Below are 21,447 nucleotides of genomic sequence, written 5' to 3' on the forward strand. Positions count from 1 at the left end.
CGCCGGACCGCCCGGCGCCCGGCGCCGCGAATCCGTCCGGGCGGGCGTCGCGGCGGGTCTCCTCGCCGCCGGCCACGGCGTCACCGGGGGCCTGCCCCGACGAATGCCCGGAGACCTGCGCCGGAGTGTGCGAGGGCCGTGCGGGAGTCTGCGCGAAGGCGGGCTCCGCGCCGTGCCAGGTCGCCTTGAGCGTCTCGGCGAGGCGCGCGGGGTCGGCCCGGCCGTGCCCGACGAGACGGTCGAGCAGGTCCTGGACGGACGGCCGGTTCCGCGGGTCCTTGCCGAGGGCGGCGGCGACCACCTCCCGCACGGCCGGGTCCAGCCCGTCGAGCCTCGGCTCGGCGTGCGCGACCCGGTAGAGGATCTCCGGGACGGTGGCGCCCGCGAACGGCGCCGAGCCCGTCCCGGCGTAGGCGACGACGCTGCCCCAGGAGAACACGTCGGAGGCGGGGGTCACGGGTTCGCCGCGCAGCAGCTCCGGCGGCAGGTAGCTGGGGGTGCCGACGAACTGGCCGGTGCGGGTGGGGCCGTCGGCGGCGTCGAGGGCGCGGGCGATGCCGAAGTCGATGACGCGGGGGCCGGTGGAGGACAGCAGGACGTTGGCGGGTTTGAGGTCGCGGTGGACGATCCCGGCGCCGTGGATGGCGGCGAGGGCGGTGGCGACGCCGACGGCCAGGCCTTCCAGGTCCGAGCCCGGCAGCGGCCCCCGCTCGGCGACGGCCTTCTCCAGGCTCGGGCCCTCGATGTACTCGGTGACGACGTAGAGCGGGTCGTGGTCCAGCTCGGCGTCCAGGACGGGCGCGGTGCAGAACCGGCGGACCCGCCGGGCCGCGGTGACCTCGCGGCGGAACCGGTCGCGGAACGCGCCCTCGCCGGCCAGCTCCCGGTTGATCACCTTGACCGCCACCCGGCGGCCGTCCCGCTCCTCGCCCAGGTAGACCGTGCCCATCCCGCCCCGGCCGAGCCGCCCGAGCAGCCGGTACGGACCGAGCTCGGCGGGATCGCCGGGCCGCAGGGCCTCGCCGTTCTCTCCTGCTTGCGTGGTCATGGTGGTCCTGGGTGGATCGGGAGTCTTCTCCGGAGAAACCCTAGCGGCCTCGCATGAAAAGGACGTCCGGAACACCGGGGACGGCGGTCCTGGAACGGCGCGTCCGGACGCGCGTGCGGACCCGAGTGCGGGCGCACGCGGGGTCAGCGGTCGCGGCGCAGTTCGCGGGGAAGGCTGCGGAAGGGCGGCAGCACCTCGCGGGTGAGCCCGAACGCGTACGCCACGACCCGGTTCGACCAGCGCTGGCAGGCCACGACCAGGCCGTACAGCGGGCGGGGGTAGCGACCCGTGAACGGGATCACCAGCCAGCTGAGGACCATCACGGTCACCAGCAGCGTGTACATGACGACCATCGCCACCAGGTGCGGGACGACGAGCAGGCCGCGCAGCAGCGTCAGCCACCGTTTGGGGCCGCGCCACGCCTCCGGATAGGGCAGGTCGACGACGACGGTCCGCTCGCCGGTGCCCGCTGTGCGCTCATCGCTCTCCGGCGCCGGGACGCGCGAGAGGTCCTCCTCGGCCGCGACCCTCGGGCGGGGGACGCCCAGGCCCGCGGCCGTGCCCGTGCCGCCGGTGCCGGTCCCCGTCCGGGATCCGCCTCGGGTTTCCCCGTCCGCCCGGTGCCAGGTCGCCGAGATGTTCTCCGCGACCTGCTCCGGGTCGGCCTCCTCGTGCCCGACGAGCCGGGCGAGGAGCTGCCGCGCCGTCGGGCGGGCGGCCGGGTCCTTGGCCAGGGCCGCGGTCACGATCGTGAACAGCCGCGGGTCGAGGCCGTCCAGCACGGGCTCCTCCGAGCCGATGCGGTGGAACGTCTCGGCGACCGACTTGCCCTGGAACGGGGCGCGGCCCGTCCCGGCGTAGGCGACGACGCAGCCCCAGGAGAACACGTCCGACGCCTGCTCGACCGGCTCGCCGCGCAGCACCTCCGGCGCGATGTAGGACGGCGTGCCCACGAACTGGCCGGTGCGGGTGGGGCCGTCGGCGGCGTCGAGGGCGCGGGCGATGCCGAAGTCGATGACGCGGGGGCCGGTGGAGGACAGCAGGACGTTGGCGGGTTTGAGGTCGCGGTGGACGATCCCGGCGCCGTGGATGGCGGCGAGGGCGGTGGCGACGCCGACGGCCAGGCCCTCCAGGTCCGAGCCGGGCAGCGGCCCCCGCTCCCCGACGGCCTTCTCCAGGCTCGGACCGTCGATGTACTCGGTGACGACGTAGGGCGGATCCTGCTCCAGCTCGGCGTCCAGCACGGGCGCCGTGCAGAAGCGGTGGACGCGACGCGCGGCGGTGACCTCGCGGCGGAAGCGGGCCAGGAAGGCGGGCTCCCCGGCCAGCTCCCGGTTGACGACCTTCACCGCGACCCGGCGGCCGTTGGGCTCGGCCGCGAGGTAGACGGTCCCCATCCCGCCGCGGCCCAGCCGGCCGAGCAGGCGGTAGGGCCCGAGGACGCGGGGTTCGTCCTGCTCGAGCGGCACGGCGGCGGGCGTCGTCATGGGATCACGGGCTCCTCTGGTGATCGCTACGTCGCGTCCAGCCTACGGCCGTCAGGGGATCAACAGGACCTTCCCGGTGGTCCGCCGGCCCTCCAGATCGGCGTGCGCGGCGGCGGCGTCGGCGAGGCCGGAGCGCTGCCCGATGTGGACCCGCAGGTCACCGGAGGCGACCCAGCCGAACGCCTCGGTGGCCCGCTCGAGCAGCTCCGCGCGGGTCGCGGTGTAGTGGGTGAGATTCGGCCGGGTCAGGAACACCGAGCCGGCCTGGTTGAGCCGCTGCGTGTCGAAGGGCTCCACGTTCCCGCCCGCCGCGCCGTACACCGCGAGCACGCCGCGCGGCCGCAGGCTCTCCAGGCCGCCGTCGAACGTGGGCGCGCCGACCCCGTCGTACACCACGTTGACGCCCTCGCCGCCGGTCAGCTCGCGCACGCGCGCCGCGAACCCGTCGTAGCCGAACACGGCGTCGGCGCCGGCCTCGCGCGCCAGCTTCTCCTTCTCCGGCGTGGACGCCGTGCCGAGGACGCGGGCGCCGAGCGCCTTCGCGGCCTGCACGAGCAGCAGGCCCATCCCGCCCGCCGCCGCGTGCACGAGGACGGTGTCCTCGGGGCCCACGGGGTAGGTGGAGCGCGTCAGGTAGTGGGTGGTCATGCCCTGGAGCAGCGTGGCGGCGGCGTCCTCCAGGCTCACCGCGTCCGGTACCGGGACGACCCTGTCCGCCGGGACGGCGGCCTGCTCGGCGTACCCCCCGAAGACGTTGGCCCAGGCGACCCGGTCGCCCACGGCGAGGTCGCGCACGTCGGCGCCGACCGCGGCGACCGTGCCCGCGGCCTCCACGCCGGGGACGAAGGGGAGCTCGTGCGGGTACTCGCCCGTCCGGAAGTAGACGTCGACGTAGTTGACCCCGGCGGCCGCGATGTCGATCAGCACCTCGTCCGGTCCGGGCTCGGGCGCCGGGCGCTCGGCGGGCTTCAGCACCTCGGGGCCGCCGGTCTCGGTGACGACGATCGCGCGCATTTCCTACTCCTCCGATAGAGAACGGTTGGAAGTCCGAAACCCCGTCTCACCCGGTTCTATTCCGCCGTCGGGCGGCCAAAAACGATCTTTGTCGGAGCGGGCCCGGCGGGGCCGTCTCACACCCAGTCGCGCATGGTCGCGGCGGCCAGCGCGACGGTCTCCTCGACCCGGGCGGCGATCGTCACGGGGTCCCAGACCTCCTCGCGGGCGCAGTCCTCGAACGCGACGCGGGTCGCGGCCGTGTGGAAGGCGACGATGATGTGCGGCCGGGGGTCCAGCCCGGGGTCGACGCCCTCGCGCCGGGCGATCTCGGCGGCGAGCACCTTCTCCGCGGCCGAGTAGCGGGCGAGCTGGGCGGCCTCCAGCGCCGGCGTCGCCTCGATCACCCGCCGGATGCGGCGGAACCGCGCGTGGTCCTCCGGGTCGCCGCCGGCGATCGCCGCCAGCACGACGCGCAGCGCCTCGAACAGCGCGGTGAACGGCCGCTCCCCGGCGGGCCGCGCGGTCAGGCTCTCGGCCATGAGCGAGTCGTACTCGGCCAGGAAGCCGGTGACCACGTCCTCCTTGGTGGCGAAGTAGCGGAAGAACGTCCGCTGCGACACGTCCACGGCGGTGACGATCTCGTCGATCGTCGTGGCCTCGTAGCCCTGGGCGAGGAACAGCTCCAGCGCGGCGTCGATGAACGCCAGCCTGGTGCGCTGCTTCTTGCGCTCGCGGAGCCCCGCCATGGCGCGGCCGGGATGCCCTGGAGCGGGCCCGTCCTCCACGGGCCCCGGCCCCTCGGCGGAGGGGAAGGCGCTCATCGCCGACTCCTTTTGTGTCGTTCCCGGCCCGCGGTGCTCACCTGGCGGGCTCAAGAATGCTTTTATCACGATAGTTGGCTTCGGTTCGCGTTGTGCGTTCCAACGGGCGGAAAGGCCCTGGCGGCGACGGGCGTCCCGGCGCGCCGCGCCGCGCCGGCGGCGCGGGCGGTCCCGGCGGGCGGGAGAAAACGGCGCGCGACTCTGCGGGTTCCCCTGCGCGGCACCGGGGTCGGCGTCATGCTGGAATCCTGGTCACCAGATGTCGCCACGCGATCGCCCAAGGTCATCGCCTGGGTCGTCGCGGCGGCGGCCCGGACCCCGTGCTGAGGCGGCTGATCAAGGTGTCTGTAGTCGGTGGGCGGGAGTTCGCGCAGGTGCGTCGGCGGCACCTCGCGGCGCTCGCGTACGAGGTCGAGGCGCGCGGGCTCGCCTGGCGGTTCGCCGGTCCCGGGGAGTCGGTGCTCGGCGTGCTCGGCCCGCGGACCCGCCGCCAGGTCATGGTGGTGGCGATGCCCGACGGCGACGGCTGGTCGTACCTGTGGCCGGGCGGCGGGATCGCCGACGTGGCCGGGGCCGCCGAGGTCGCCGACCAGCTCGCGCGGCTGCTCGGCTGAGCCCCGGCGCCCGGCCCGCCGGGCCCCCGCGCGGGGGGCGGAGCCGGCCCGCACACCCCGTCACCTGGGGTTCGGCGCGTCCGTCCCTGGCGGGGGCCGCCTTGCCTCCGGGGTGCGGGCTTCCCTAGACTCCCCGCGAACGTATGTTCGAGTCGCATGTCTTCCCCCGTGCGGCGAACGTGAGGGGGAGGCAGATGACGCGCGTGTTCGGCGACCCGGTGGACGTCTGGGTGAGTGACGGGCGTCCGGTCCGGTTCGTCTGGCGTGACCGGCTCTACACCGTGCGGCGGGTGCTGGAGCACTGGGTCACGACCCGTGACTGGTGGCGGGAGCGGCATCCCGGCGGCGAGGCCACCGGCGAGCGGGAGTTCTGGAGGGTCGAGGCCACCCCGGGCGGTGAGATCGGGGTGTACGAGCTGCGGTACGACGCCGCGTCTGAGACATGGCTGCTGTCCCGGGTATGGGACTGACGTGCACCTTCATGTCGCTTCGTGCTATTCGCTCCGGTACGGGGTGGCGCGGCCCGCCGCCCTCGCCGAGCGGGCGGCCGAGCTCGGCATGGACACGCTGGCGCTGACGGGCTCGGCCGGCTGCCGAGCGTGTACAGCGAGGTGGACGACCAGGACGTGGCCGCCGCCGTCCTCGCCCTCGCGGGACGCGGTCACGCCGGGAGCGTGCTGCTGTCGCCCGCCGTCTCCCGCAAGAGCGACCTGAAGGGCTTCGGTAGCGGCGGGTACGGCTTCGTCGCCGAGCAGTTCGTCCCGTTCCTGCGGTTCCAGGGGGCGGACGACGCGCTGGCCGACGCCCTCACGGTCGGGAACCCCCGGCGCTGGCTGACCCTCACGGAGGAGCACGGATGAACCGCCCGACGACCATTCCCAATCTCGCCGGTCAGGTGCTGACGGTCGCCGGGCCCGTCGACCCGTCGGTGCTCGGCCCGACGAGCATGCACGAGCACCTGTTCGTGGACCTGCGCCGCCCGGCGCACGCGCTGCGGCCCGGCGAGGACGCGCCCGAGGCGCGCGAGCCGCTCACGCTGGCGAACCTGGCGCGTACCCGGCAGGGCACCGTCAACGCCGACAACGACGTCCTCTCCGACTTCGACGAGGTGCTGGAGGAGGTGTCGGAGTTCCACCGCGCCGGTGGCCGCACCGTCGTGGAGGTCACCAACATCGGGATCGGCCGCGCGCCCGAGGCGCTGCTCCGGCTGTCGCGGGCGAGCGGCCTGCACGTCGTGATGGGCGCGGGCTACTACACGCCGACGTTCCACCCGCTCGACATGGCCGAGCGGACCGTCGACGACCTCACCGACGTGATCGTCGGGGACGTCGTGGCGGGGGCGGACGGTACCGGCGTCCGCGCCGGGATCATCGGTGAGGTCGGCGCGGAGACGGTGCCGCTGACGCCCGCGGAGCTGAAGAGCGTGCGGGCGAGCGGCCGGGCGAGCCGGATCACCGGTGCCCCGGTCAGCTTCCACGTGGGCGGGGCCGGTGAGGACAAGTTCCGCGTCATGGACATCCTGGACGAGGAGGGCGTCGACCCCGGCAACGTCGTGTTCGGGCACGCCGGGGAGATGGCCGTCGACCTGGCGTTCGCGCGGCGGGTGCTCGCCCGGGGCGTGTTCATCGAGTTCGACTTCCTGGCCTCGCCGGGCAGCCCGTGGGGCCATCTCGTCCTGCTCGGCGACCACAAGATCACCCGCGGGATCGCCGACCTCGTCGAGGAGGGCTACGCCGGGCAGATCCTGCTGGGCCACGACGTCTGCCAGAAGATCCAGCTCAAGCGGTACGGCGGGCAGGGGTACGGCTACATCCCCGATCACCTGCTGCCCGCGCTGCGCCGCCTCGGGGTGCCCGAGGAGGCCATCGACATGATCATGGTGGGCAACCCGGCCCGCGCGCTGGCCTTCGCCGCCCCCGGGGAGGCCGCCGGTTAGGGCCGCCCGCCCGGGGAACGCCGCAGGGAGTCGGCTGACACGAGGGGGGAGAGATGCAGCACGACCGGATGATCGGACAGATCCAGGCGCGGGCGCACCTGCCCAGCCGCGGCGCCGCCGAGACGGCGTGCCGGGCCACGCTGGAGACGCTCGGGGAGCGGCTCCCGGAGGGGCTGGCGGACAACCTCGCCGCGCAGCTCCCCCGGGAGATCGGGGAGAACCTGCGGCGCACCGAGGTGTACGGCGGGTCGGGCACCGGCGAGCGGTTCGACCGCCACGACTTCGTCGCCCGGGTGGCGGCGCGCGCGGGCACCGACGAGCGCAAGGCCGCCTACATGGCGCGCGTGGTGCTGGAGGTGGTGGACGAGGCGTCCCAGGGAAGCATGATGACCAAGGTCAAACGTGCCCTCCCCGAGGACATCCGCGACCTGGTCTCCGCCGGCAGCAAAGGCTGACCACCACCCCGTCCCCGCGCGCCACCCGCTTTCGGGCCCACTTCGATGTGGGCGTCGGCCGTCACGCGAGCGAAGCGATTCGCGCTCGCAAAAGACCGGTCACGGGCGAGCCGCCAGGCGAGCCTGTGGGCCGGTCTTTGAAAATACGACCTCCCGGGCGGCGCGCTCGACGCCGTCGGGGTCGAGGCCGTAGTGGCGGTACAGGTGCGTCGGCGGGCCGATCAGGGAGTACTCGTCCCGGATGCCGTGCCGGACGACCCGGGCGCCGGACCCCGCGCCGGCGACGGTCTCGGCGACCGCCCCGCCGAGCCCGCCGAGGACGTTGTGCTCCTCGACCGTCAGCAGCAGCCCGGACCGTTCGGCGGCGGCCAGGACCGCGGCCTCGTCGAGGGGCTTCACGGTGTGCACGTCGAGGACCCCGGTGGAGATCCCGTCGGCGTTGAGGCGCTCGGCGGCCCGCAGCGAGGGGTGCAGCATCGAGCCGGTCGCGACGATCGTGAGGTCGGTGCCGGTGCCGTGCTCGACGGCCTTGCCGAGCTCGAACGGCGCGTCCGGGCCGTACACGTCCGGGTCCTGGCCGCGGCCGATGCGGAAGTAGATCGGCCCGGGGTGGGCGGTGGAGGCGCGCAGGGCGGCGGCGAGCTGCGCGGCGTCCGCCGGGGCGACCACGGTCAGCCCGGCCACGCTCCGCATGATCGCCAGGTCCTCGGTGGCGTGGTGGGACGTGCCGTAGAAGCCCAGCGTGATGCCGGCGTGGTGGCCGATCAGCCGGACGGGCAGCTTGGTGTAGGCCACGTCGGTGCGGATCTGCTCGCAGGCGAGCAGCGCCAGGAAGGACGCGAACGTGGCGACGTACGGCTGGAGGCCGGTGGAGGCGAGGCCGGCGGCGGCCGAGACCATGTGCTGCTCGGAGATGCCGAACTGCACGTAGCGGTCGGGGTGGCGCTCCTGGAAGCGGACGAGCCCGTTGGAGAACTTGAGGTCCGCGGTCCCGGCGGCGATGGGATGGCCCTCGTCCGCCAGGTCGGCCAGGGTGTCGGCGAGGGCCTGGAGCCCCGGTGCCCGTTCGAGGAGGGTCTGCAGGTGCCAGGAGTCGGGGTGCAGTCCGGGCGCGACGCTCATCGGTTGCTCCTCAGTTCCTCGATCGCGGCGCGTTCGTCGGGCTCGGCGAGCCAGCCGAGGTGCCAGCCGAAGTCGCGTTCCATGTAGGAGATCCCCTTGCCCTTGACGGTGTGCGCGATCACGACGGCGGGGCGGGTCCGGCCGGGGTCGGCGGCGATGGAGCGCAGCAGGGTGAGCAGCGCGGCGGGGTCGTGCCCGTCGACCTCGTGGGTCTCCCAGCCGAACGCCCGCCACTTGTCGGTGAGGGGTTCGAGGTTGGTGACCGAGTCGACCGGGCCGTCCAGGGACTGGCCGTTGCGGTCGACGATCGCCACGAGGTTGGACACGCCGTGGTGGGCGGCGCCGAGCGCCGCCTCCCAGATCTGGCCCTCGTGCAGCTCGCCGTCGCCGAGCAGGACGTACACGTTCGACGGGCGGCCCTGCATCCGCAGGCCCATGGCCGTCCCGGCGCCGGTGGACAGCGCGTGGCCGAGCGAGCCGCTGCTGAAGTCGATGCCGGGGACGCGGGTCATGTCGGGGTGGTCGCCGAAGGGGCTGCCGAGGCGGGTGTAGCCGTCCAGCTCGGCCGGGTCGAAGAAGCCCCAGTCGGCCAGCAGCGGGTACAGGGTCGCGGCGGCGTGCCCCTTGCCGAACAGGAAGCGGTCGCGGTCCGGCCAGTCGGGCTCGCCCCGCCGCAGGTTCATGACGCCGTAGTAGAGGGTCGCGAGGATCTCGGCGCAGGAGAACCCGGACGCGTAGTGGCCGGTCTTGGCGATGGAGATGAGCCGGACCGTCTCCAGGCGGGCGAACAGCGCCCGGTCCCGGATCAGCTCCACGAGCTCGGCGTCCGCCGCCGGCGCGGTGCGGATGTGATCAACCATGAGGGCGAAAGTACTACTGAGCGGACAAGGTGTCTATAGAGCGAGACAAGATTGTTGGACGACTTGTCCGCTGAGCGATAACTTTGGACGGTGGCGACTGAAAACAACCTCATGCTGGTGCGCAAGGTCTCCGACCTCCTCGACCACCTGGCCAAGGGCGAGTCGTCCGCGGCCGACATCGCGGACGCGATCGGCGAGCCCCGCAGCTCGATCTACCGGCTCCTGGCGAGCCTCCAGACGGCGGGGCTGGTCGAGCCCGGCGGCCGGCGGGGCAAGTACCGGCTCGGCTTCAAGCTGCTGTCGCTCGCGACCGCCGTGGTCGCGGGCTTCGACGAGCGCGCGTTCGCCCGCCCGGTGATGGAGCGCATCCACGACCTGACCGGCGAGACGGTGTTCCTGTGCGTCCCGCGCCAGGACGAGGCCGTCTGCATCGAGCGCATCGACGGCAAGCGCGTCCAGTCGCTCGCCCTGCAGCTCGGCGGCTCGCTGCCGCTGCACGCCGGGGCGGCCTCGCGGACGATCCTCGCCCACCGCGGCGAGGCCGAGTGGGACGCCTACGTCGAGCGCAACGCGCCGCTGCGGCGCTTCACGCCGTCCACGCCGGTCGAGCGGGACGACCTGCGCCGGGTGCTCGCCGCGACCCGGGCGGGCGGGCTGTCGATCAGCGACCAGGACGTCACGGTGGGCGTCGCGGCGCTCGGCGTGCCGATCGTCGACTACCGGGGCCGGGTGCGCGGGGCGCTGTCCATCAGCGGCGTGCGCGACTCGATCCTCGGTCCCGACTCGGCCGTGTGGCGGTCCGAGCTCGTCGAGGCCGGACGGGAGATCTCCCGGGCCTTCGGCGCGGGTGCGGGCGCTGACCTGGCCGATCTCGGCTGACCGGGGCGCCTCGCTCACTATGTCCCACTGTCTAGACATAGCGTCCGGCGTGTGAGAATGTGAGCCCCCACGGGCTCGAAACAGTGCCCGTGGGAAGGAGGCGACTCATGAGCCAGGGCCTCGACGGCCGCGTCGCCGTCGTGACGGGCGCGGGCGCCGGCATCGGACTGGCGTGCGCCCGCCGCCTGCACGCCGAGGGCGCCCGGGTGGCCGGGGCGGACCTCGACCCCGGCGCGCTACGGGAGATCGGTGGCCCGGACCGGGTCCTGCCCGTCCCCGCCGACCTGCGGGAGCCGGGCGCCGCCGACGCGGTGATCGCCGCGGCGGCCGGGGCGTTCGGCCGGGTCGACATCCTGGTCAACAACGCCGGCGCGGCGCATCCCCGCACCGGCTTCCTCGACACGACCGACGAGGAATGGGCCGCGACGCTGGAGCTGAACCTCCTCGGCTACGTCCGCGCGGCGCGGGCCGCCGTGCCCGCGATCCTCGACGCGGGCGGCGGCGCGCTGGTCCACATCGCCTCCGAGGCGGCGCGGATGCCGAACCCGCGGCTGCCCGACTACAGCGTCTCCAAGGCCGGAGTGCTGATGCTCTCGAAGGTCCTCGCGGCGGAGTTCACCGCCGCCGGCGTGCGGTCCAACGTCGTGTCGCCCGCCTTCGTCCGCACCCCCCTCTACGACCGGCCCGGCGGCTTCGCCGACTCCCTCGCCGAGGAGTTCGGTACCGACCGGGAGACCGCCATCGCCCGCTACGTGGCGCACAACCGCATTCCGGCCGGACGGCTCGGCACGGTCGAGGAGGTGGCCTCGATGGTCGCCTACCTCGCCTCCGACGAGGCGTCCTTCGTCTCCGGAGCCAACTTCTGCGTCGACGGCGGCGTGACGCCCGTCGTCTGAGCGAACGAGTAAGGAAGCCACCCCATGAAGGCACTTCATCCCCACCGCCGTCCCCTGCCGCGGGTCATCGCGGCGGCCGCCCTCACCTGCGCCGCCGCCGCGTCCCTGACCTCGTGCGCCGCGTCCCGCGCCGGCGACGGCAAGGGCTCGGTCTCCATCGGCGTGACGCTCAGCGCGGCGTCCAACCCCTTCTACCTCGCCGAGGGGAAGGCGATCCAGGCCGCCGCCGCCGAGCGCGGCGTCAAGGCCGCGGTCCAGTACGCCAACGCGGACGTCTCCGTGCAGAGCGACCAGATCGACGCGTTCATCCGGCAGCGGGTCGGCTCCATCGTGGTCGACGCCGTCGACTCCGACGGCATCGGGCCCGCGGTGCTGCGCGCCAAGCAGGCCGGCATCCCGGTCGTCGCGATCGACGTCACCGCCCCCGCCGCCGACGCGACGGTGACCAGCGACAACGTCGGAGCGGGCCGGGAGGCGTGCCGGTACCTGTTCGACCGGCTCGGCGGCAAGGGCAAGGTCGCGATCGTGGACGGCTCGGCGGTCTCGGCGATCGGCGACCGGATGAAGGGCTGCCGCGAGGCCGCCGCGGCGCGGCCCGAGATCAACGTGGTCGCCGTGCAGCGCGCCGACCTCACCCGCGACCGCAGCATGAACGTCGCGGCGAACATCCTCACCGCCCACCCCGACGTGCAGGGCCTCTTCGGCGTCAACGACCCGACCGCCATCGGCATCGCGCTCGCCGCCGGGCAGCGCAAGGCGAAGGTGCAGGTCGTCGGCGTGGACGGCGCCAAGCAACTCACCGATCTCATCGGCAAGGGCCCGATCATCGGGACGTCCGGCCAGGACCCCGCCGGGCTCGGCCGCTCGGGGCTGGACCTCGCGGTCCGGCTCGCCCGCAAGGAGAAGGTCGATCCCAAGCCCAGGCTCGTCCCGACGTTCCTGGTCAACGCCGACACGCTGAGCCGCTACCGGAGCTGGGGCTGATGGCCGCGGCGCCCGTGGCGCGGCCCGTGGCGGGCCTGGACGGGATCGAGAAGTCCTACCACGGCAACCCGGTGCTGCGGGGCGTCTCGCTGACGCTCGGCGCGGGCCGCGTGCACGTCCTCGCGGGGGAGAACGGCGCGGGCAAGTCCACCCTCATCAAGATCCTCACCGGGGTCGAGCGGGCCGACCGCGGCGCCGTCCTGCTCGACGGCGAGCCGGTCGCGCTGGCGGGCCCCCGCGACGCCGGGGACCGCGGCCTCGCCGTCGTGCACCAGGAGCTCAGCCTGGTGCCCGAGCTGACCGTCGCCGACAACATCCTGCTCGGCCGCGAGCCGCGCCGCCGGACCGGACGGCTCGACCGGCGCCGGGCCCGGACCCTCGCGGTGGAGGCCCTGGCCCGGATCGGCGCCGACCTCGACCCGGACGCGCGGATCGCCTCGCTCGGCACCGGCCGGAGGCAGCTCGTCGAGATCGCCCGCGCGCTCGCCGGCCGGCCGCGCCTGCTGGTGCTGGACGAGCCGACCGCCGCCCTCTCCGGCGAGGAGGCGAACCTGCTGCTCGGCACGGTCGAGGACCTGCGCGCCGAGGGGCTGGCGCTGCTGTACATCAGCCACCGGATGGAGGAGATCGCGCGCATCGCCGACGACGTCACCGTCCTGCGGGACGGGATCGTCGCCGACTCCATGACCCGCGCCGAGATGACCGAGGACCGCATCGTCACCTCGATGGTGGGCCGGCCCGTCCGCGACCTGTACCGGCGCGAGCGGTCCCCCGACCAGCGGGCATCGGAGGGGACGGCGGCCGGGCGGCCGCGGCTGCGCGTGCGGGGGCTGCGGTCGGCGGACGTCCGTCCCGCCTCGTTCGAGCTGCGGGCCGGTGAGGTCCTCGGCGTCGCCGGGATCGTCGGCGCCGGGCGCAGCGAGCTGGGCCGGCTGATCGCGGGCGCCGACCGCCCGGACGGCGGCACCGTGGAGGTGGACGGCGCCCCCGTCGATCTGCGCGGCGTCCGTGGCCCGCTCGCGGCGGGCATCGTGATGCTGCCGGAGAGCCGCAAGGAGCAGGGGCTCTTCCCGTGGCTGTCGATCGCCGACAACGTGTGCGCCGGGACGCCGCGGGGGCGCCGCGCCTTCGGCCGGACGAGCCCGGCGGACGCGCGGGCCGCGGCCCGGCCGCTGACCGAGTCGATGCGGGTGAAGGCGACCGGGCTCGCCCAGCCGGTGGGGGAGCTGTCCGGCGGCAACCAGCAGAAGGTGCTGCTGGCCCGCTGCCTGGCCCGCGACCCGTCCGTGCTCGTCCTGGACGAGCCGACCCGGGGCGTCGACATCGGCGCCAAGGCCGACATCTACACGCTCGTCGGCGAGGTCACCCGCCGCGGCGTCGCCGTCCTGCTCATCTCCTCCGAGCTGCCCGAGGTCCTCGGGCTGTCGGACCGCGTGCTCGTCATGCGCCGCGGGGAGGTCGCCGCCGAGCTGTCCGGGGCGGCCATGACGGAGGAGAACGTCATCCGGCACGCCACCGGCGGCACCGCCGCGCGTGCGCTACCGAGCGAGGTGAACTCGTGAACGAGACCCCTGTCCTGGCGGACGGTCCCGCCGCGGCCGTCGCGCGTCCCGCGCGCGGCGGGCTGCGCAAGGGCGTCGCCGCGGCGGCCGAACGCGCCGGCGTGGCGGGCGCGCTGGCCCTGCTGGTGATCGTCTTCTCGGTGTCCGCGCCGTACTTCCTCACCGTGGACAACCTGCTCGACGTGGCCCGGCAGATCTCGGTCACCGCGATCCTCGGGGCCGGCCTGACCCTGGTCATCATGACCGCCGGGATCGACCTGTCGGTGGGCTCGGCGGTCGGCGTGACGGCCTTCGTCGCGGTCCGGCTGTCGGTCGGCGGCGCCCCGGCGGCGGCCGCGGTCGCCGCCGCGCTGGCGGCGGGCCTGCTGGTCGGCGCGGTGAACGGCGTCCTGGTCGCGCGGCTGCGGCTCGCCGCGTTCATCGTCACGCTCGCGGCGCTGACCTACCTGCGGGGCCTGACCTACGTCGGGACGGACGGCAAGACGCTGTTCTCCACGACGCTCGGCTACGCCTGGCTCGGGCATGGAACGGTCCTGGGCGTGCCCGTCCCGGTGGTGGTCATGGTCGCGGTCTTCGCGGCGGGCTGGTACCTGCTGAACCGGACGGTGTTCGGGCGGTGGGTCCACGCCGTCGGCGGCAACGCCGAGGCGGCCCGGCTGGCGGGCATCCCGGTACGCCGGGTCCTGGCCGGAGTGTACGTTTTGTCTGGTTTGTGTGCCGGCATCGGCGGCGTGATCGCCTCGGCCCGGCTGCAGAGCGCCGTCCCGGACCTCGGCACCGGCTACGAGCTGTCGGCGATCGCCGCCGTCGTGCTGGGCGGCACCTCGCTGCTCGGCGGCAAGGGCTCGCTGGTCGGCACCCTCGCCGGGGCGGCGATCATCGGCGTGCTGGTGAACGGCCTCACGCTGCTGGACGTCTCGACCTTCTACCAACAGATCATCCAGGGCGTGGTCATCGTCCTGGCCGTCGTCCTCGACCGGCTCCGCACCCGCGGCGCCACGGAGGTGAACCCATGAGCGGCACCGGAAGCGTGCTCGTCACCGGAGCGCACGGAGTGGTCGGCGGCGCCGCCGTCCGCGTCCTGCACGAGGCGGGCGTGCCCGTCGTCACGCTCGCCCGGCGCGGGCCCGTCCTCCTCAAGGACGGGGCGCCCGCGGGCGAGCACGTGCGCGTGGACCTGCTCGACGCCGAGGCCACCCGCGCCGCGCTGGCGGACCGGTCCGACATCACGGCCGTCGTCCACGCCGCCTACCTGGAGCGCGAGTCGATGGCCGCGACGGTCGGCCCGAACGTCGCCATGCTCCGCAACGCGCTGGACGCGGTGCACGCCTCGCCGTCGCGGCTGGAGCACGCGGTGCTCATCGGCGGCGGCAAGTCCTACGGGGAGCACCTCGGGGCCTACAAGACCCCGGCGAAGGAGTCCGACCCCCGGTTCCTCGGACCGATCTTCTACAACGACCAGGAGGACCACCTCTACGCCGACGCCGCCCGCGCCGGGTACACCTGGACCGTCCTGCGCCCGGACGCGGTGATCGGCCCCAGCCTCGGCTCGCCGATGAACATGCTCACCGGCATCGCCGTGTACGCGAGCGTCTGCCGCCACCTCGGGGTGCCGCTGCGGTTCCCGGGCACGCCCGGCGCGTGGACGGCGCTGCACCAGGCCACCGACGCCCGGGTCGTGGCGCGGGCCGTCCAGTGGTCGCTGGACGCCGCGTCCGCGCGGAACGAGGTCTTCAACGTGACCAACGGCGACAACTTCCGCTGGGTGCACCTGTGGCCGGAGATCGCGGCCTTCTTCGGGATGGAGGCCGCGCCGCCGCAGCCCATGACGCTCGCCGAGCAGATGGCGGGCAAGGAGGCGGTGTGGGACGAGATCGTCCGCGAGCACGGGCTGCGCCCCACCGGCCTCGCCGAGATCGCCTCCTGGCCCTTCGTGGACGGCTGGTTCGCGATGGACGCCGACATGGTGCAGAGCACCATCAAGATCCGCCAGGCGGGCTTCGGCGACTGCGCCGACACCCACGCCAGTTTCCTCGACAACCTCGCGACGCTGCGCGACCTCTCCCTCATCCCCTGACCTACAGTGCATCGGAGGCACAGATGACGACGACCATCGCGAGGGACTGGCTCACCCGGCTTTCCGACGGGCTGGAGCACCGCGCCGACCTGTCCGGGCTGTTCGCCGGGGAGTGTTACTGGCGCGACGTCGTGGCGTTCACCGGCGACCTGCGGACGTTCGCCGCCGAGGCCGTCCCGGCCGAGCTGGCGGCGCGGCAGCCGGAGGTCAAGGCCACCGGGTTCCGGCTCGCGCCCGGCCGCGTCGAACCGCGCGAGGTCGAGCGGGCCGGCGTGCCGAGCATCGAGGCGATCTTCGAGTTCGAGCTCGGGATCGGCCGGGGCGCCGGCGTGGTCCGGCTCGTCCCCGGGCCGGACGGCGTGCACGTGGCCCGCAACCTTTTCACCAGCCTGGACGAACTGTCCGGGCACCCCGAGCGGGTCGGCGCGAACCGCCCGGTCGGCCAGGCCGACTCCTCCAAGTTCGACGGGCCGAACTGGCTGGACCGGCGCACCGAGGCCGTCGCCTACGCCGACCACGACCCCCAGGTGCTCATCGTGGGGGCGGGGCAGAGCGGGCTGGCGCTGGCGGCGCGGCTCGGGCAGCTCGACGTCGACGCGCTCGTGATCGACGTCCACGAGCGTCCCGGCGACAACTGGCGCAAGCGCTACCACGCGCTCACCCTGCACAACGCGGTGTGGCTGAACGACATGCCGTACATGCCGTTCCCGCAGACCTGGCCGGTGTTCCTCCCCAAGGACAAGCTCGCCGGGTGGTTCGAGTCCTACGTCGACGCCATGGAGATCAACTTCTGGGGCGGCGCGACGTTCGAGCACGCCGCCTTCGACGAGCGGACGGGCACCTGGCGGGCGCGGATCCGGCGGGCCGGCGGCGAGCGGGAGCTGCGGCCCCGGCACATCGTGCTCGCGACGGGCGTGAGCGGCATCCCCTTCATACCCGAGGTCGCGGGTCTCTCCGACTTCGACGGGACCGTGCTGCACTCGGCGGCCTACACCGGCGGCGCGGAGTACGCCGGCCGGCGCGCGATCATCGTCGGGACGGGCAACAGCGCGCACGACATCGCGCAGGACCTGCACGCCAACGGCGCGGAGGTCACGATGGTGCAGCACGCCCCCACCACGGTGGTCAGCGTCGACCCGAGCGCCGCGCTCGCGGACGCGGCCTACCTGACGGCGCCGGCCCTGGAGGACTCCGACATCATCGGCCTGTCGGTGCCGTACCCCGACCTGGTGACCGACAGCAAGGCGCTGGCCGCGCGGATGAAGGAGCTGGACGCCGACCTCGTCGCCGGGCTGGAGCGGGCGGGCTACCGGACCGACTACGGCGAGGACGAGACCGGCTACCAGATGAAGTTCATGCGCCGCGGCGGGGGCTACTACCTCGACGTCGGCTGCGCCGGGCTGATCATCTCGGGTGAGGTCCGGCTGCTGCCGATCGCCGACACCGCCGGGTTCACCGCCGGCGGGCTGCGGCTGACGGACGGGTCGCTGGCCGAGGCCGACCTCGTCGTGCTCGCCACGGGCTTCCAGCCGCAGCAGGAGAGCGTCCGCCGCCTCCTCGGCGACGAGGTCGCGGACGCCGTGGGCCCGATCTGGGGCTATGACGAGGAGGGCGAGGTCCGCAACATGTGGCGGCCCACCGCCCAGCGCGGCCTGTGGTTCTCGGCCGGCAACTTCCAGATGTGCCGGACCTACTCCAAGGTGCTCGCCCTCCAGCTGCGCCGCGCCCTCGACGAGGCCGGCTGAGCAAAACGAGCCGGCTGAGCACGACGGGCCGGCTGATCGCGGGCGGCCCGGGGAAGCCCCGGGCGCCCGCATCGAGCCCGGTCAGGGGCGAGCCGCCGGGCGAGCCCCTGGGCCGGGCTCGCGATGCCTGCTTTCAGGTCTGCTGTCAGACCTGCTGTCAGGCATGCCGTCGCGCATGCCGTCAGCCGAAGGTGGTGCCGCCGTTGACCGCGAGGGTCTGGCCGGTGATGAACCCGGCCTCCGCGGAGGCGAGGAACGCGACCGCGGCGCCCACGTCGGCGGGGACGCCGAAGTGCCCGAGCGGGACGGTCGCGGCGTAGGCGTCCCTGACCTCGGGCGGGACGCCCTCGTGCCGGTCGGTGGGGATCCAGCCCGGGGCCACGGTGTTGACGGTGATCCCGTACGGGCCGAACTCGCGCGCCCAGGACCGGGCCAGGCCGAGCTGCGCCGCCTTCGCCGCCACGTACGCGCTCGCCTCCGCGGGGCCGTGGCCGACGACGTCCGACCCGACGTGGACGATGCGGCCGTGACCGCGCCGCTTCATGTCCGGAATCGCCCTGCGGGTCAGCAGGAACGGGCTTTTGACGAAGAATTCCAGCTGGGTGAGCATGTCCTGCCACCGCAGCTTCTCCACGGGATTGTCGGGCTGCGGCCCGGTGGCGTTGAACACCAGCACGTCCACCGCTCCGAAGGCGTCCAGCACGCGGTCATAAAGGTCGTCGACGGCCGCCTCGTCGGTGACGTCGGCGCGGAAGAGCTCTGCCCGTCCGCCCGCCGCCACGATGTCCGCATGGAGTTGGGCCGCGGCCTCCGCGGCGCGGAGATAATTTATCGCGACGGCGAATCCGGCCTTGGCGAGAGCGGTGGAAATGGCGGCGCCGAGGCCCCGTGACGCACCGGTCACAAGGGCGACCCCGCTGTTCTGACCGTCCATGACTCACTTCCTGCCTCGGGTTTCCCCTGGACATCCTCGGGCGTAGCGGCGAGAGACCTCATTTTACGGCATGAGCTAAATGTCCGACATGACGGACTCTTTGGTATCAAGTCCGACAGGCGTCATGGCACCGGAATGACAAAAGCCACCCGCATGTGCGCCGGTATGCGATTCAAACATCGAGACTTTGCCGTCGGGCGGACGCGTGGAGGTGTTCATCAAGAGTGGGTTACTGTTTTCTTCCCCCCCGTCGATACCGCCCGGGATGAGCGCTCAATTACGATCGACTCTATAAGCGCGGACGAGATCACGAATCCGTAGATCTCCTCCAGCGGCAACTTCAAACTGGATTTACCCTTCGCGGGCCCGATGTTGACGACGCTCCCGGAGAGCCACGCCATCGCAGGCCCGGACGGGCGTCGTGTCAGCGCGCTTCGAGTGATATCCGGCAGATCAAGGAAGGCGAGTGCCGCCATGACCTATGTGGTGCCCTACAGCGGGATCTCCAACCGGCTGGGCGAGGAGGAGATCGCCGCGGTGACCGCGGCGCTGTCCCAGGACACGCTGGCGATGGGGCCGCGCGGTGCCGAGTTCGAACGGCGGCTCGCCGACCGGCTCGGCGCGCGGCACGTCCAGGCCACCAGCTCCTGCACGACCGCCCTGTTCCTGGCCGCGCAGGTCCTCGGCCTGCAGGAGGGGGACGAGGTGATCACGACCCCGCAGACCTTCTGGGTCACCACATGGCCGCTTCAGGCGCGCGGCTGCGTCGTCCGGTTCGCCGACATCGACCCCGACAGCCTGAACATCGACCCCGCCACGATCGAGCCGTTGATCAACGAGCGGACGAAGTCCATCTGGGTCGTCCACTACGGCGGCCAGTCCGTCGACATGGCGCCCGTCATGGAGATCGCCCGCAGGCACGGGCTCACCGTCGTGGAGGACTGCGCCCACGTGGCCGGCGGCACCTACGAGGGGAAGGCGCTCGGCACCATCGGCGACATCGGCTGCTTCAGCTTCCACTCGCTGAAGAACATGACCACCGGCGAGGGCGGCGCGTTCGTCACCGACGACGACCGCTACGCCGAGATGGCGCGCGCGCTGGGCACCATCCACAACTGGGGCCCGATGCGCGAGCGCGACGTCCCCGCCATCGGCCCGTACCGGCAGCCCGACTACTACCGGGACGCGCACGTCCTGCGCTCCTACAGCCACGACTACCTGGGCGGGCACTACCTCGTCGGCAACAACTTCCGCATGAGCGAGCTGAGCGCGGCCCTCGGCGTCGTCCAGCTCGGCAAGCTCGACCGGCTCAACGAGCGGCGCCGCGACATCGCGCACAGGCTCGACGACGGGCTGGCGGCCGTGCCCGGCATCGGCGTCCAGACCGAGAAGCCCTACGCGCACCACGTCTACCACCTGTACACGCTGTTCTACGAGCCGGACGTCGTCGGCGCCCCCAAGGACGCCTTCATCGAGCACCTCCAGGAGAAGGAGGGCATCGAGATCGTCATCCGCTACTTCCCCATCCACCTGCTGCCCGAGTTCCGGGCGCTCGGGCACGGCTACGGACAGTGCCCGGTCGCGGAGCGGACGTACTTCGAGCACCAGGTCCAGCTGCCCATCTACGACCACCTGACCGACGAGCAGGTGGACCACATGATCGGGGCGGTGCAGCGCGGCGTGACCGCGCTGCGCGGCGGCTGACCGCCCCCGCCCGTCCCCCGAACGGCCCGTCCCACCGGGACGGTCCCGGGGCTCCGGCCGGCAACGGCGCCGCCCGGGGCCCCGCTCTCCCCACCCCCCGCGTCCCGGCCGGGACGCACGACAACTGGAGTCGCATCCATGGGCAAGACCTCGCTCGACACATCCCCTCCGAACGACGCCGACGTGGCCGTCACCGGCGGGGCGGGCTTCGTCGGCAGTCATCTGGTGACGGCGCTGGCCGAGAGCGGCAAGAACGTCACCATCGTCGACCTCGCCGAGCCGGCGGCGGACCTCGCCGCCCTGCCCGGCGTCCGGTACAGGCACGCCGACCTGCGCGACTACGGGGAGACGCTGCTGGCCCTGCGGGGCGCGCACACCGTCTTCCACATCGCCGGGAACGCCAGCGGCACCAAGTCCGTCGAGCATCCGAGGTTCGACTTCCAGATCAACGGACTCGGCACCTGCAACGTCGGCAACGCCTGCGCCCAGCTCGGCGTCCGGCGCCTGGTGTCGCTGTCGTCGGCGATCGTCTACGGCACGCCGCAGCGCTTCCCGATGGCCGAGGACCACCCCACGCGGCCGTTCCTGCCCTACGGCGCCTCGAAGTTCTCCGGCGAGCTGACGCTGCGCAGCATGCACGACACCTTCGACCTGCCCGTCGTGATCGGCCGGCCCTTCGTCATCTACGGGCCGCGCGAGGACCCGCGGACGGCGGGCGGCGAGGTGTCGCAGTTCCTGCGCTGGCAGCTCAACCAGCTGCCGATCCCGGTCGTCGGCGACATCGACCGCAAGACCCGCGACTTCGTCCACGTCACCGACGTGTGCAGGGCGCTGCTCGTGCTCGCCGAGGCGGGCGTGCCGGGCGAGGTCTACAACATCGGCAGCGGACGCGAGGTGTCCATGCGGGCTCTCGCCGACGCCGTGGGGGAGGCGACCGGCAGCCCCGTGCGGCTCCAGGTCGACGACTCCCAGCTGGAGGACAGCTTCCGCCTGGTGGCCGACATCTCCAAGCTCAAGGCCATCGGCTACAGCCCGGCCGTCGAGCTCGCCGACGGGCTGAAGGCGCTCGCCGCCGAGCTCGGCCCCTTCCCCGAGCTCCCCACCGCGACGGTCGCCTTCCGCCGCGAAGCCGCCGTCACCTCGTGATCGCGTCGGAGTCCGGCGTCCCGCGCCGGACTCCGGTCATCCGCCGGCGAGCACTGTAGGAACGTTCCAGAAGTAGGAACGTTCCAGAGCGACGTCGGCGTCGCCGGCCCGGCCGCCCGCCGGGCCGTCCGCGCCCGCCGGCCCCCGGCCCCGCCGCGACCACCCGGCGGGACGGGACGCC

The 21,447-nt window shown here is 73.4% G+C and carries 22 protein-coding genes; 14 read left to right on the forward strand and 8 right to left on the reverse strand.

Features of this window, described 5'->3' with window-relative positions:
- The 4 genes from E1291_RS25710 to E1291_RS25725 form a co-directional block, all read right to left on the reverse strand.
- The coding region (locus tag E1291_RS25710) for a serine/threonine-protein kinase (RefSeq protein WP_131740556.1) at positions 1-1,048 on the reverse strand (1,048 nt) is incomplete at its 3' end.
- 143 nt (positions 1,049-1,191) lie between these two features.
- Positions 1,192-2,535, reverse strand: a complete 1,344-nt coding sequence (locus tag E1291_RS25715) for a DUF4389 domain-containing protein (RefSeq protein ID WP_131740557.1) — start codon at positions 2,533-2,535, stop codon at positions 1,192-1,194.
- Positions 2,536-2,586: 51 nt separating this feature from the next.
- Entirely contained in the window at positions 2,587-3,549 is a 963-nt protein-coding gene (locus tag E1291_RS25720; protein ID WP_131740558.1) for a quinone oxidoreductase family protein, read from the reverse strand.
- 116 nt (positions 3,550-3,665) lie between these two features.
- Positions 3,666-4,352, reverse strand: a complete 687-nt coding sequence (locus tag E1291_RS25725; protein ID WP_131740559.1) for a TetR family transcriptional regulator — start codon at positions 4,350-4,352, stop codon at positions 3,666-3,668.
- A 341-nt stretch (positions 4,353-4,693) separates the two neighbouring features.
- On the opposite strand from E1291_RS25725, the gene E1291_RS25730 reads away from it, so the two are divergent.
- The 5 genes from E1291_RS25730 (at position 4,694) to E1291_RS25750 (ending at position 7,357) form a co-directional block, all read left to right on the forward strand.
- Positions 4,694-4,966, forward strand: a complete 273-nt coding sequence (locus E1291_RS25730; RefSeq protein WP_242614369.1) for a hypothetical protein — start codon at positions 4,694-4,696, stop codon at positions 4,964-4,966.
- A 194-nt stretch (positions 4,967-5,160) separates the two neighbouring features.
- The gene (locus E1291_RS25735) at positions 5,161-5,436 is read left to right on the forward strand and encodes a DUF6504 family protein (protein WP_131740560.1); all 276 of its coding nucleotides are present in this window, start codon (positions 5,161-5,163) and stop codon (positions 5,434-5,436) included.
- 129 nt (positions 5,437-5,565) lie between these two features.
- Positions 5,566-5,826: a phosphotriesterase family protein gene (locus tag E1291_RS25740; protein WP_242614370.1), complete on the forward strand. Its 261-nt coding sequence runs from the start codon at positions 5,566-5,568 to the stop codon at positions 5,824-5,826.
- Positions 5,823-6,902 carry a phosphotriesterase family protein gene (locus tag E1291_RS25745; protein ID WP_131740562.1) on the forward strand — a complete coding sequence of 360 codons (1,080 nt, stop codon included), beginning with the start codon at positions 5,823-5,825 and terminating at the stop codon, positions 6,900-6,902. The genes E1291_RS25740 and E1291_RS25745 overlap by 4 nt, the downstream gene beginning before the upstream one ends.
- A 53-nt stretch (positions 6,903-6,955) precedes the next feature.
- Positions 6,956-7,357 carry a DUF2267 domain-containing protein gene (locus E1291_RS25750; protein WP_131740563.1) on the forward strand — a complete coding sequence of 134 codons (402 nt, stop codon included), beginning with the start codon at positions 6,956-6,958 and terminating at the stop codon, positions 7,355-7,357.
- Positions 7,358-7,456: 99 nt separating this feature from the next.
- On the opposite strand, the gene E1291_RS25755 is transcribed toward E1291_RS25750, so the two are convergent.
- Together E1291_RS25755 and E1291_RS25760 are read right to left on the reverse strand one after the other, a co-directional pair.
- Positions 7,457-8,479: a transketolase family protein gene (locus tag E1291_RS25755; protein WP_131740564.1), complete on the reverse strand. Its 1,023-nt coding sequence runs from the start codon at positions 8,477-8,479 to the stop codon at positions 7,457-7,459.
- Positions 8,476-9,339 (reverse strand): transketolase, encoded by an 864-nt coding sequence (locus E1291_RS25760; protein ID WP_207400935.1) that lies wholly within the window; start codon positions 9,337-9,339, stop codon positions 8,476-8,478. Before E1291_RS25760 ends, E1291_RS25755 begins: the two co-directional genes overlap by 4 nt.
- Before the next feature lie 90 nt (positions 9,340-9,429).
- Here E1291_RS25760 and E1291_RS25765 point away from each other — a divergent pair, with 90 nt between their 5' ends.
- The 7 genes from E1291_RS25765 to E1291_RS25795 all read left to right on the forward strand — a co-directional run bounded on the left by E1291_RS25765 (position 9,430) and on the right by E1291_RS25795 (position 17,482).
- Positions 9,430-10,218 carry an IclR family transcriptional regulator gene (locus E1291_RS25765; protein WP_131740565.1) on the forward strand — a complete coding sequence of 263 codons (789 nt, stop codon included), beginning with the start codon at positions 9,430-9,432 and terminating at the stop codon, positions 10,216-10,218.
- A gap of 107 nt (positions 10,219-10,325) precedes the next feature.
- Positions 10,326-11,114, forward strand: a complete 789-nt coding sequence (locus E1291_RS25770; RefSeq protein WP_131740566.1) for an SDR family NAD(P)-dependent oxidoreductase — start codon at positions 10,326-10,328, stop codon at positions 11,112-11,114.
- 24 nt (positions 11,115-11,138) lie between these two features.
- Complete coding sequence (locus E1291_RS25775) at positions 11,139-12,098, forward strand: substrate-binding domain-containing protein (protein WP_131740567.1); 960 nt, start codon at positions 11,139-11,141, stop codon at positions 12,096-12,098.
- On the forward strand, positions 12,098-13,660 hold the full coding sequence (locus E1291_RS25780; RefSeq protein WP_131740568.1) for a sugar ABC transporter ATP-binding protein: 1,563 nt from the start codon (positions 12,098-12,100) through the stop codon (positions 13,658-13,660). Before E1291_RS25775 ends, E1291_RS25780 begins: the two co-directional genes overlap by 1 nt.
- Positions 13,657-14,676, forward strand: coding sequence for an ABC transporter permease subunit (locus tag E1291_RS25785; RefSeq protein ID WP_131740570.1), 1,020 nt, complete (start codon positions 13,657-13,659; stop codon positions 14,674-14,676). The genes E1291_RS25780 and E1291_RS25785 overlap by 4 nt, the downstream gene beginning before the upstream one ends.
- A complete protein-coding gene (locus E1291_RS25790) occupies positions 14,673-15,737 on the forward strand; it encodes an SDR family oxidoreductase (protein WP_131740572.1) in 1,065 nt (354 codons plus the stop codon). Before E1291_RS25785 ends, E1291_RS25790 begins: the two co-directional genes overlap by 4 nt.
- Before the next feature lie 23 nt (positions 15,738-15,760).
- Positions 15,761-17,482, forward strand: coding sequence for a flavin-containing monooxygenase (locus E1291_RS25795; RefSeq protein WP_207400936.1), 1,722 nt, complete (start codon positions 15,761-15,763; stop codon positions 17,480-17,482).
- A 181-nt stretch (positions 17,483-17,663) separates the two neighbouring features.
- Here the strand turns inward: E1291_RS25795 and E1291_RS25800 are convergent, their stop codons facing one another.
- A complete protein-coding gene (locus tag E1291_RS25800; RefSeq protein WP_131740574.1) occupies positions 17,664-18,416 on the reverse strand; it encodes an SDR family oxidoreductase in 753 nt (250 codons plus the stop codon).
- Positions 18,417-18,634: 218 nt separating this feature from the next.
- On the reverse strand, positions 18,635-18,892 hold the full coding sequence (locus tag E1291_RS42235; RefSeq protein ID WP_165495283.1) for a hypothetical protein: 258 nt from the start codon (positions 18,890-18,892) through the stop codon (positions 18,635-18,637).
- Between E1291_RS42235 and E1291_RS25805 the strand changes: the two genes are divergently transcribed.
- Entirely contained in the window at positions 18,891-20,120 is a 1,230-nt protein-coding gene (locus E1291_RS25805) for a DegT/DnrJ/EryC1/StrS family aminotransferase (protein WP_165495284.1), read from the forward strand. The genes E1291_RS42235 and E1291_RS25805 overlap by 2 nt on opposite strands.
- 138 nt (positions 20,121-20,258) lie before the next feature.
- On the forward strand, positions 20,259-21,266 hold the full coding sequence (locus E1291_RS25810; RefSeq protein ID WP_131740578.1) for an NAD-dependent epimerase/dehydratase family protein: 1,008 nt from the start codon (positions 20,259-20,261) through the stop codon (positions 21,264-21,266).
- Positions 21,267-21,447 lie beyond the last annotated feature (181 nt).

It is taken from the genome of Actinomadura roseirufa, from assembly GCF_900659635.1.
In the GTDB taxonomy this organism is placed as follows: Bacteria; Actinomycetota; Actinomycetes; order Streptosporangiales; family Streptosporangiaceae; genus Spirillospora; species Spirillospora roseirufa.

Excerpts from the sequence above, each read along its gene's own strand:
- E1291_RS25715 (WP_131740557.1), bottom strand. The coding sequence starts at position 2,535 with ATGACGACGCCCGCCGCCGTGCCGCTCGAGCAGGACGAACCCCGCGTC.
- E1291_RS25790 (WP_131740572.1), top strand. The coding sequence starts at position 14,673 with ATGAGCGGCACCGGAAGCGTGCTCGTCACCGGAGCGCACGGAGTGGTC.
- E1291_RS25805 (WP_165495284.1), top strand. The coding sequence starts at position 18,891 with ATGACCTATGTGGTGCCCTACAGCGGGATCTCCAACCGGCTGGGCGAG.
- E1291_RS25780 (WP_131740568.1), top strand. The coding sequence starts at position 12,098 with ATGGCCGCGGCGCCCGTGGCGCGGCCCGTGGCGGGCCTGGACGGGATC.
- E1291_RS25810 (WP_131740578.1), top strand. The coding sequence starts at position 20,259 with ATGGGCAAGACCTCGCTCGACACATCCCCTCCGAACGACGCCGACGTG.
- E1291_RS25735 (WP_131740560.1), top strand. The coding sequence starts at position 5,161 with ATGACGCGCGTGTTCGGCGACCCGGTGGACGTCTGGGTGAGTGACGGG.
- E1291_RS42235 (WP_165495283.1), bottom strand. The coding sequence starts at position 18,892 with ATGGCGGCACTCGCCTTCCTTGATCTGCCGGATATCACTCGAAGCGCG.
- E1291_RS25800 (WP_131740574.1), bottom strand. The coding sequence starts at position 18,416 with ATGGACGGTCAGAACAGCGGGGTCGCCCTTGTGACCGGTGCGTCACGG.
- E1291_RS25745 (WP_131740562.1), top strand. The coding sequence starts at position 5,823 with ATGAACCGCCCGACGACCATTCCCAATCTCGCCGGTCAGGTGCTGACG.
- E1291_RS25795 (WP_207400936.1), top strand. The coding sequence starts at position 15,761 with ATGACGACGACCATCGCGAGGGACTGGCTCACCCGGCTTTCCGACGGG.
- E1291_RS25720 (WP_131740558.1), bottom strand. The coding sequence starts at position 3,549 with ATGCGCGCGATCGTCGTCACCGAGACCGGCGGCCCCGAGGTGCTGAAG.
- E1291_RS25760 (WP_207400935.1), bottom strand. The coding sequence starts at position 9,339 with ATGGTTGATCACATCCGCACCGCGCCGGCGGCGGACGCCGAGCTCGTG.
- E1291_RS25755 (WP_131740564.1), bottom strand. The coding sequence starts at position 8,479 with ATGAGCGTCGCGCCCGGACTGCACCCCGACTCCTGGCACCTGCAGACC.
- E1291_RS25770 (WP_131740566.1), top strand. The coding sequence starts at position 10,326 with ATGAGCCAGGGCCTCGACGGCCGCGTCGCCGTCGTGACGGGCGCGGGC.
- E1291_RS25775 (WP_131740567.1), top strand. The coding sequence starts at position 11,139 with ATGAAGGCACTTCATCCCCACCGCCGTCCCCTGCCGCGGGTCATCGCG.
- E1291_RS25750 (WP_131740563.1), top strand. The coding sequence starts at position 6,956 with ATGCAGCACGACCGGATGATCGGACAGATCCAGGCGCGGGCGCACCTG.
- E1291_RS25725 (WP_131740559.1), bottom strand. The coding sequence starts at position 4,352 with ATGAGCGCCTTCCCCTCCGCCGAGGGGCCGGGGCCCGTGGAGGACGGG.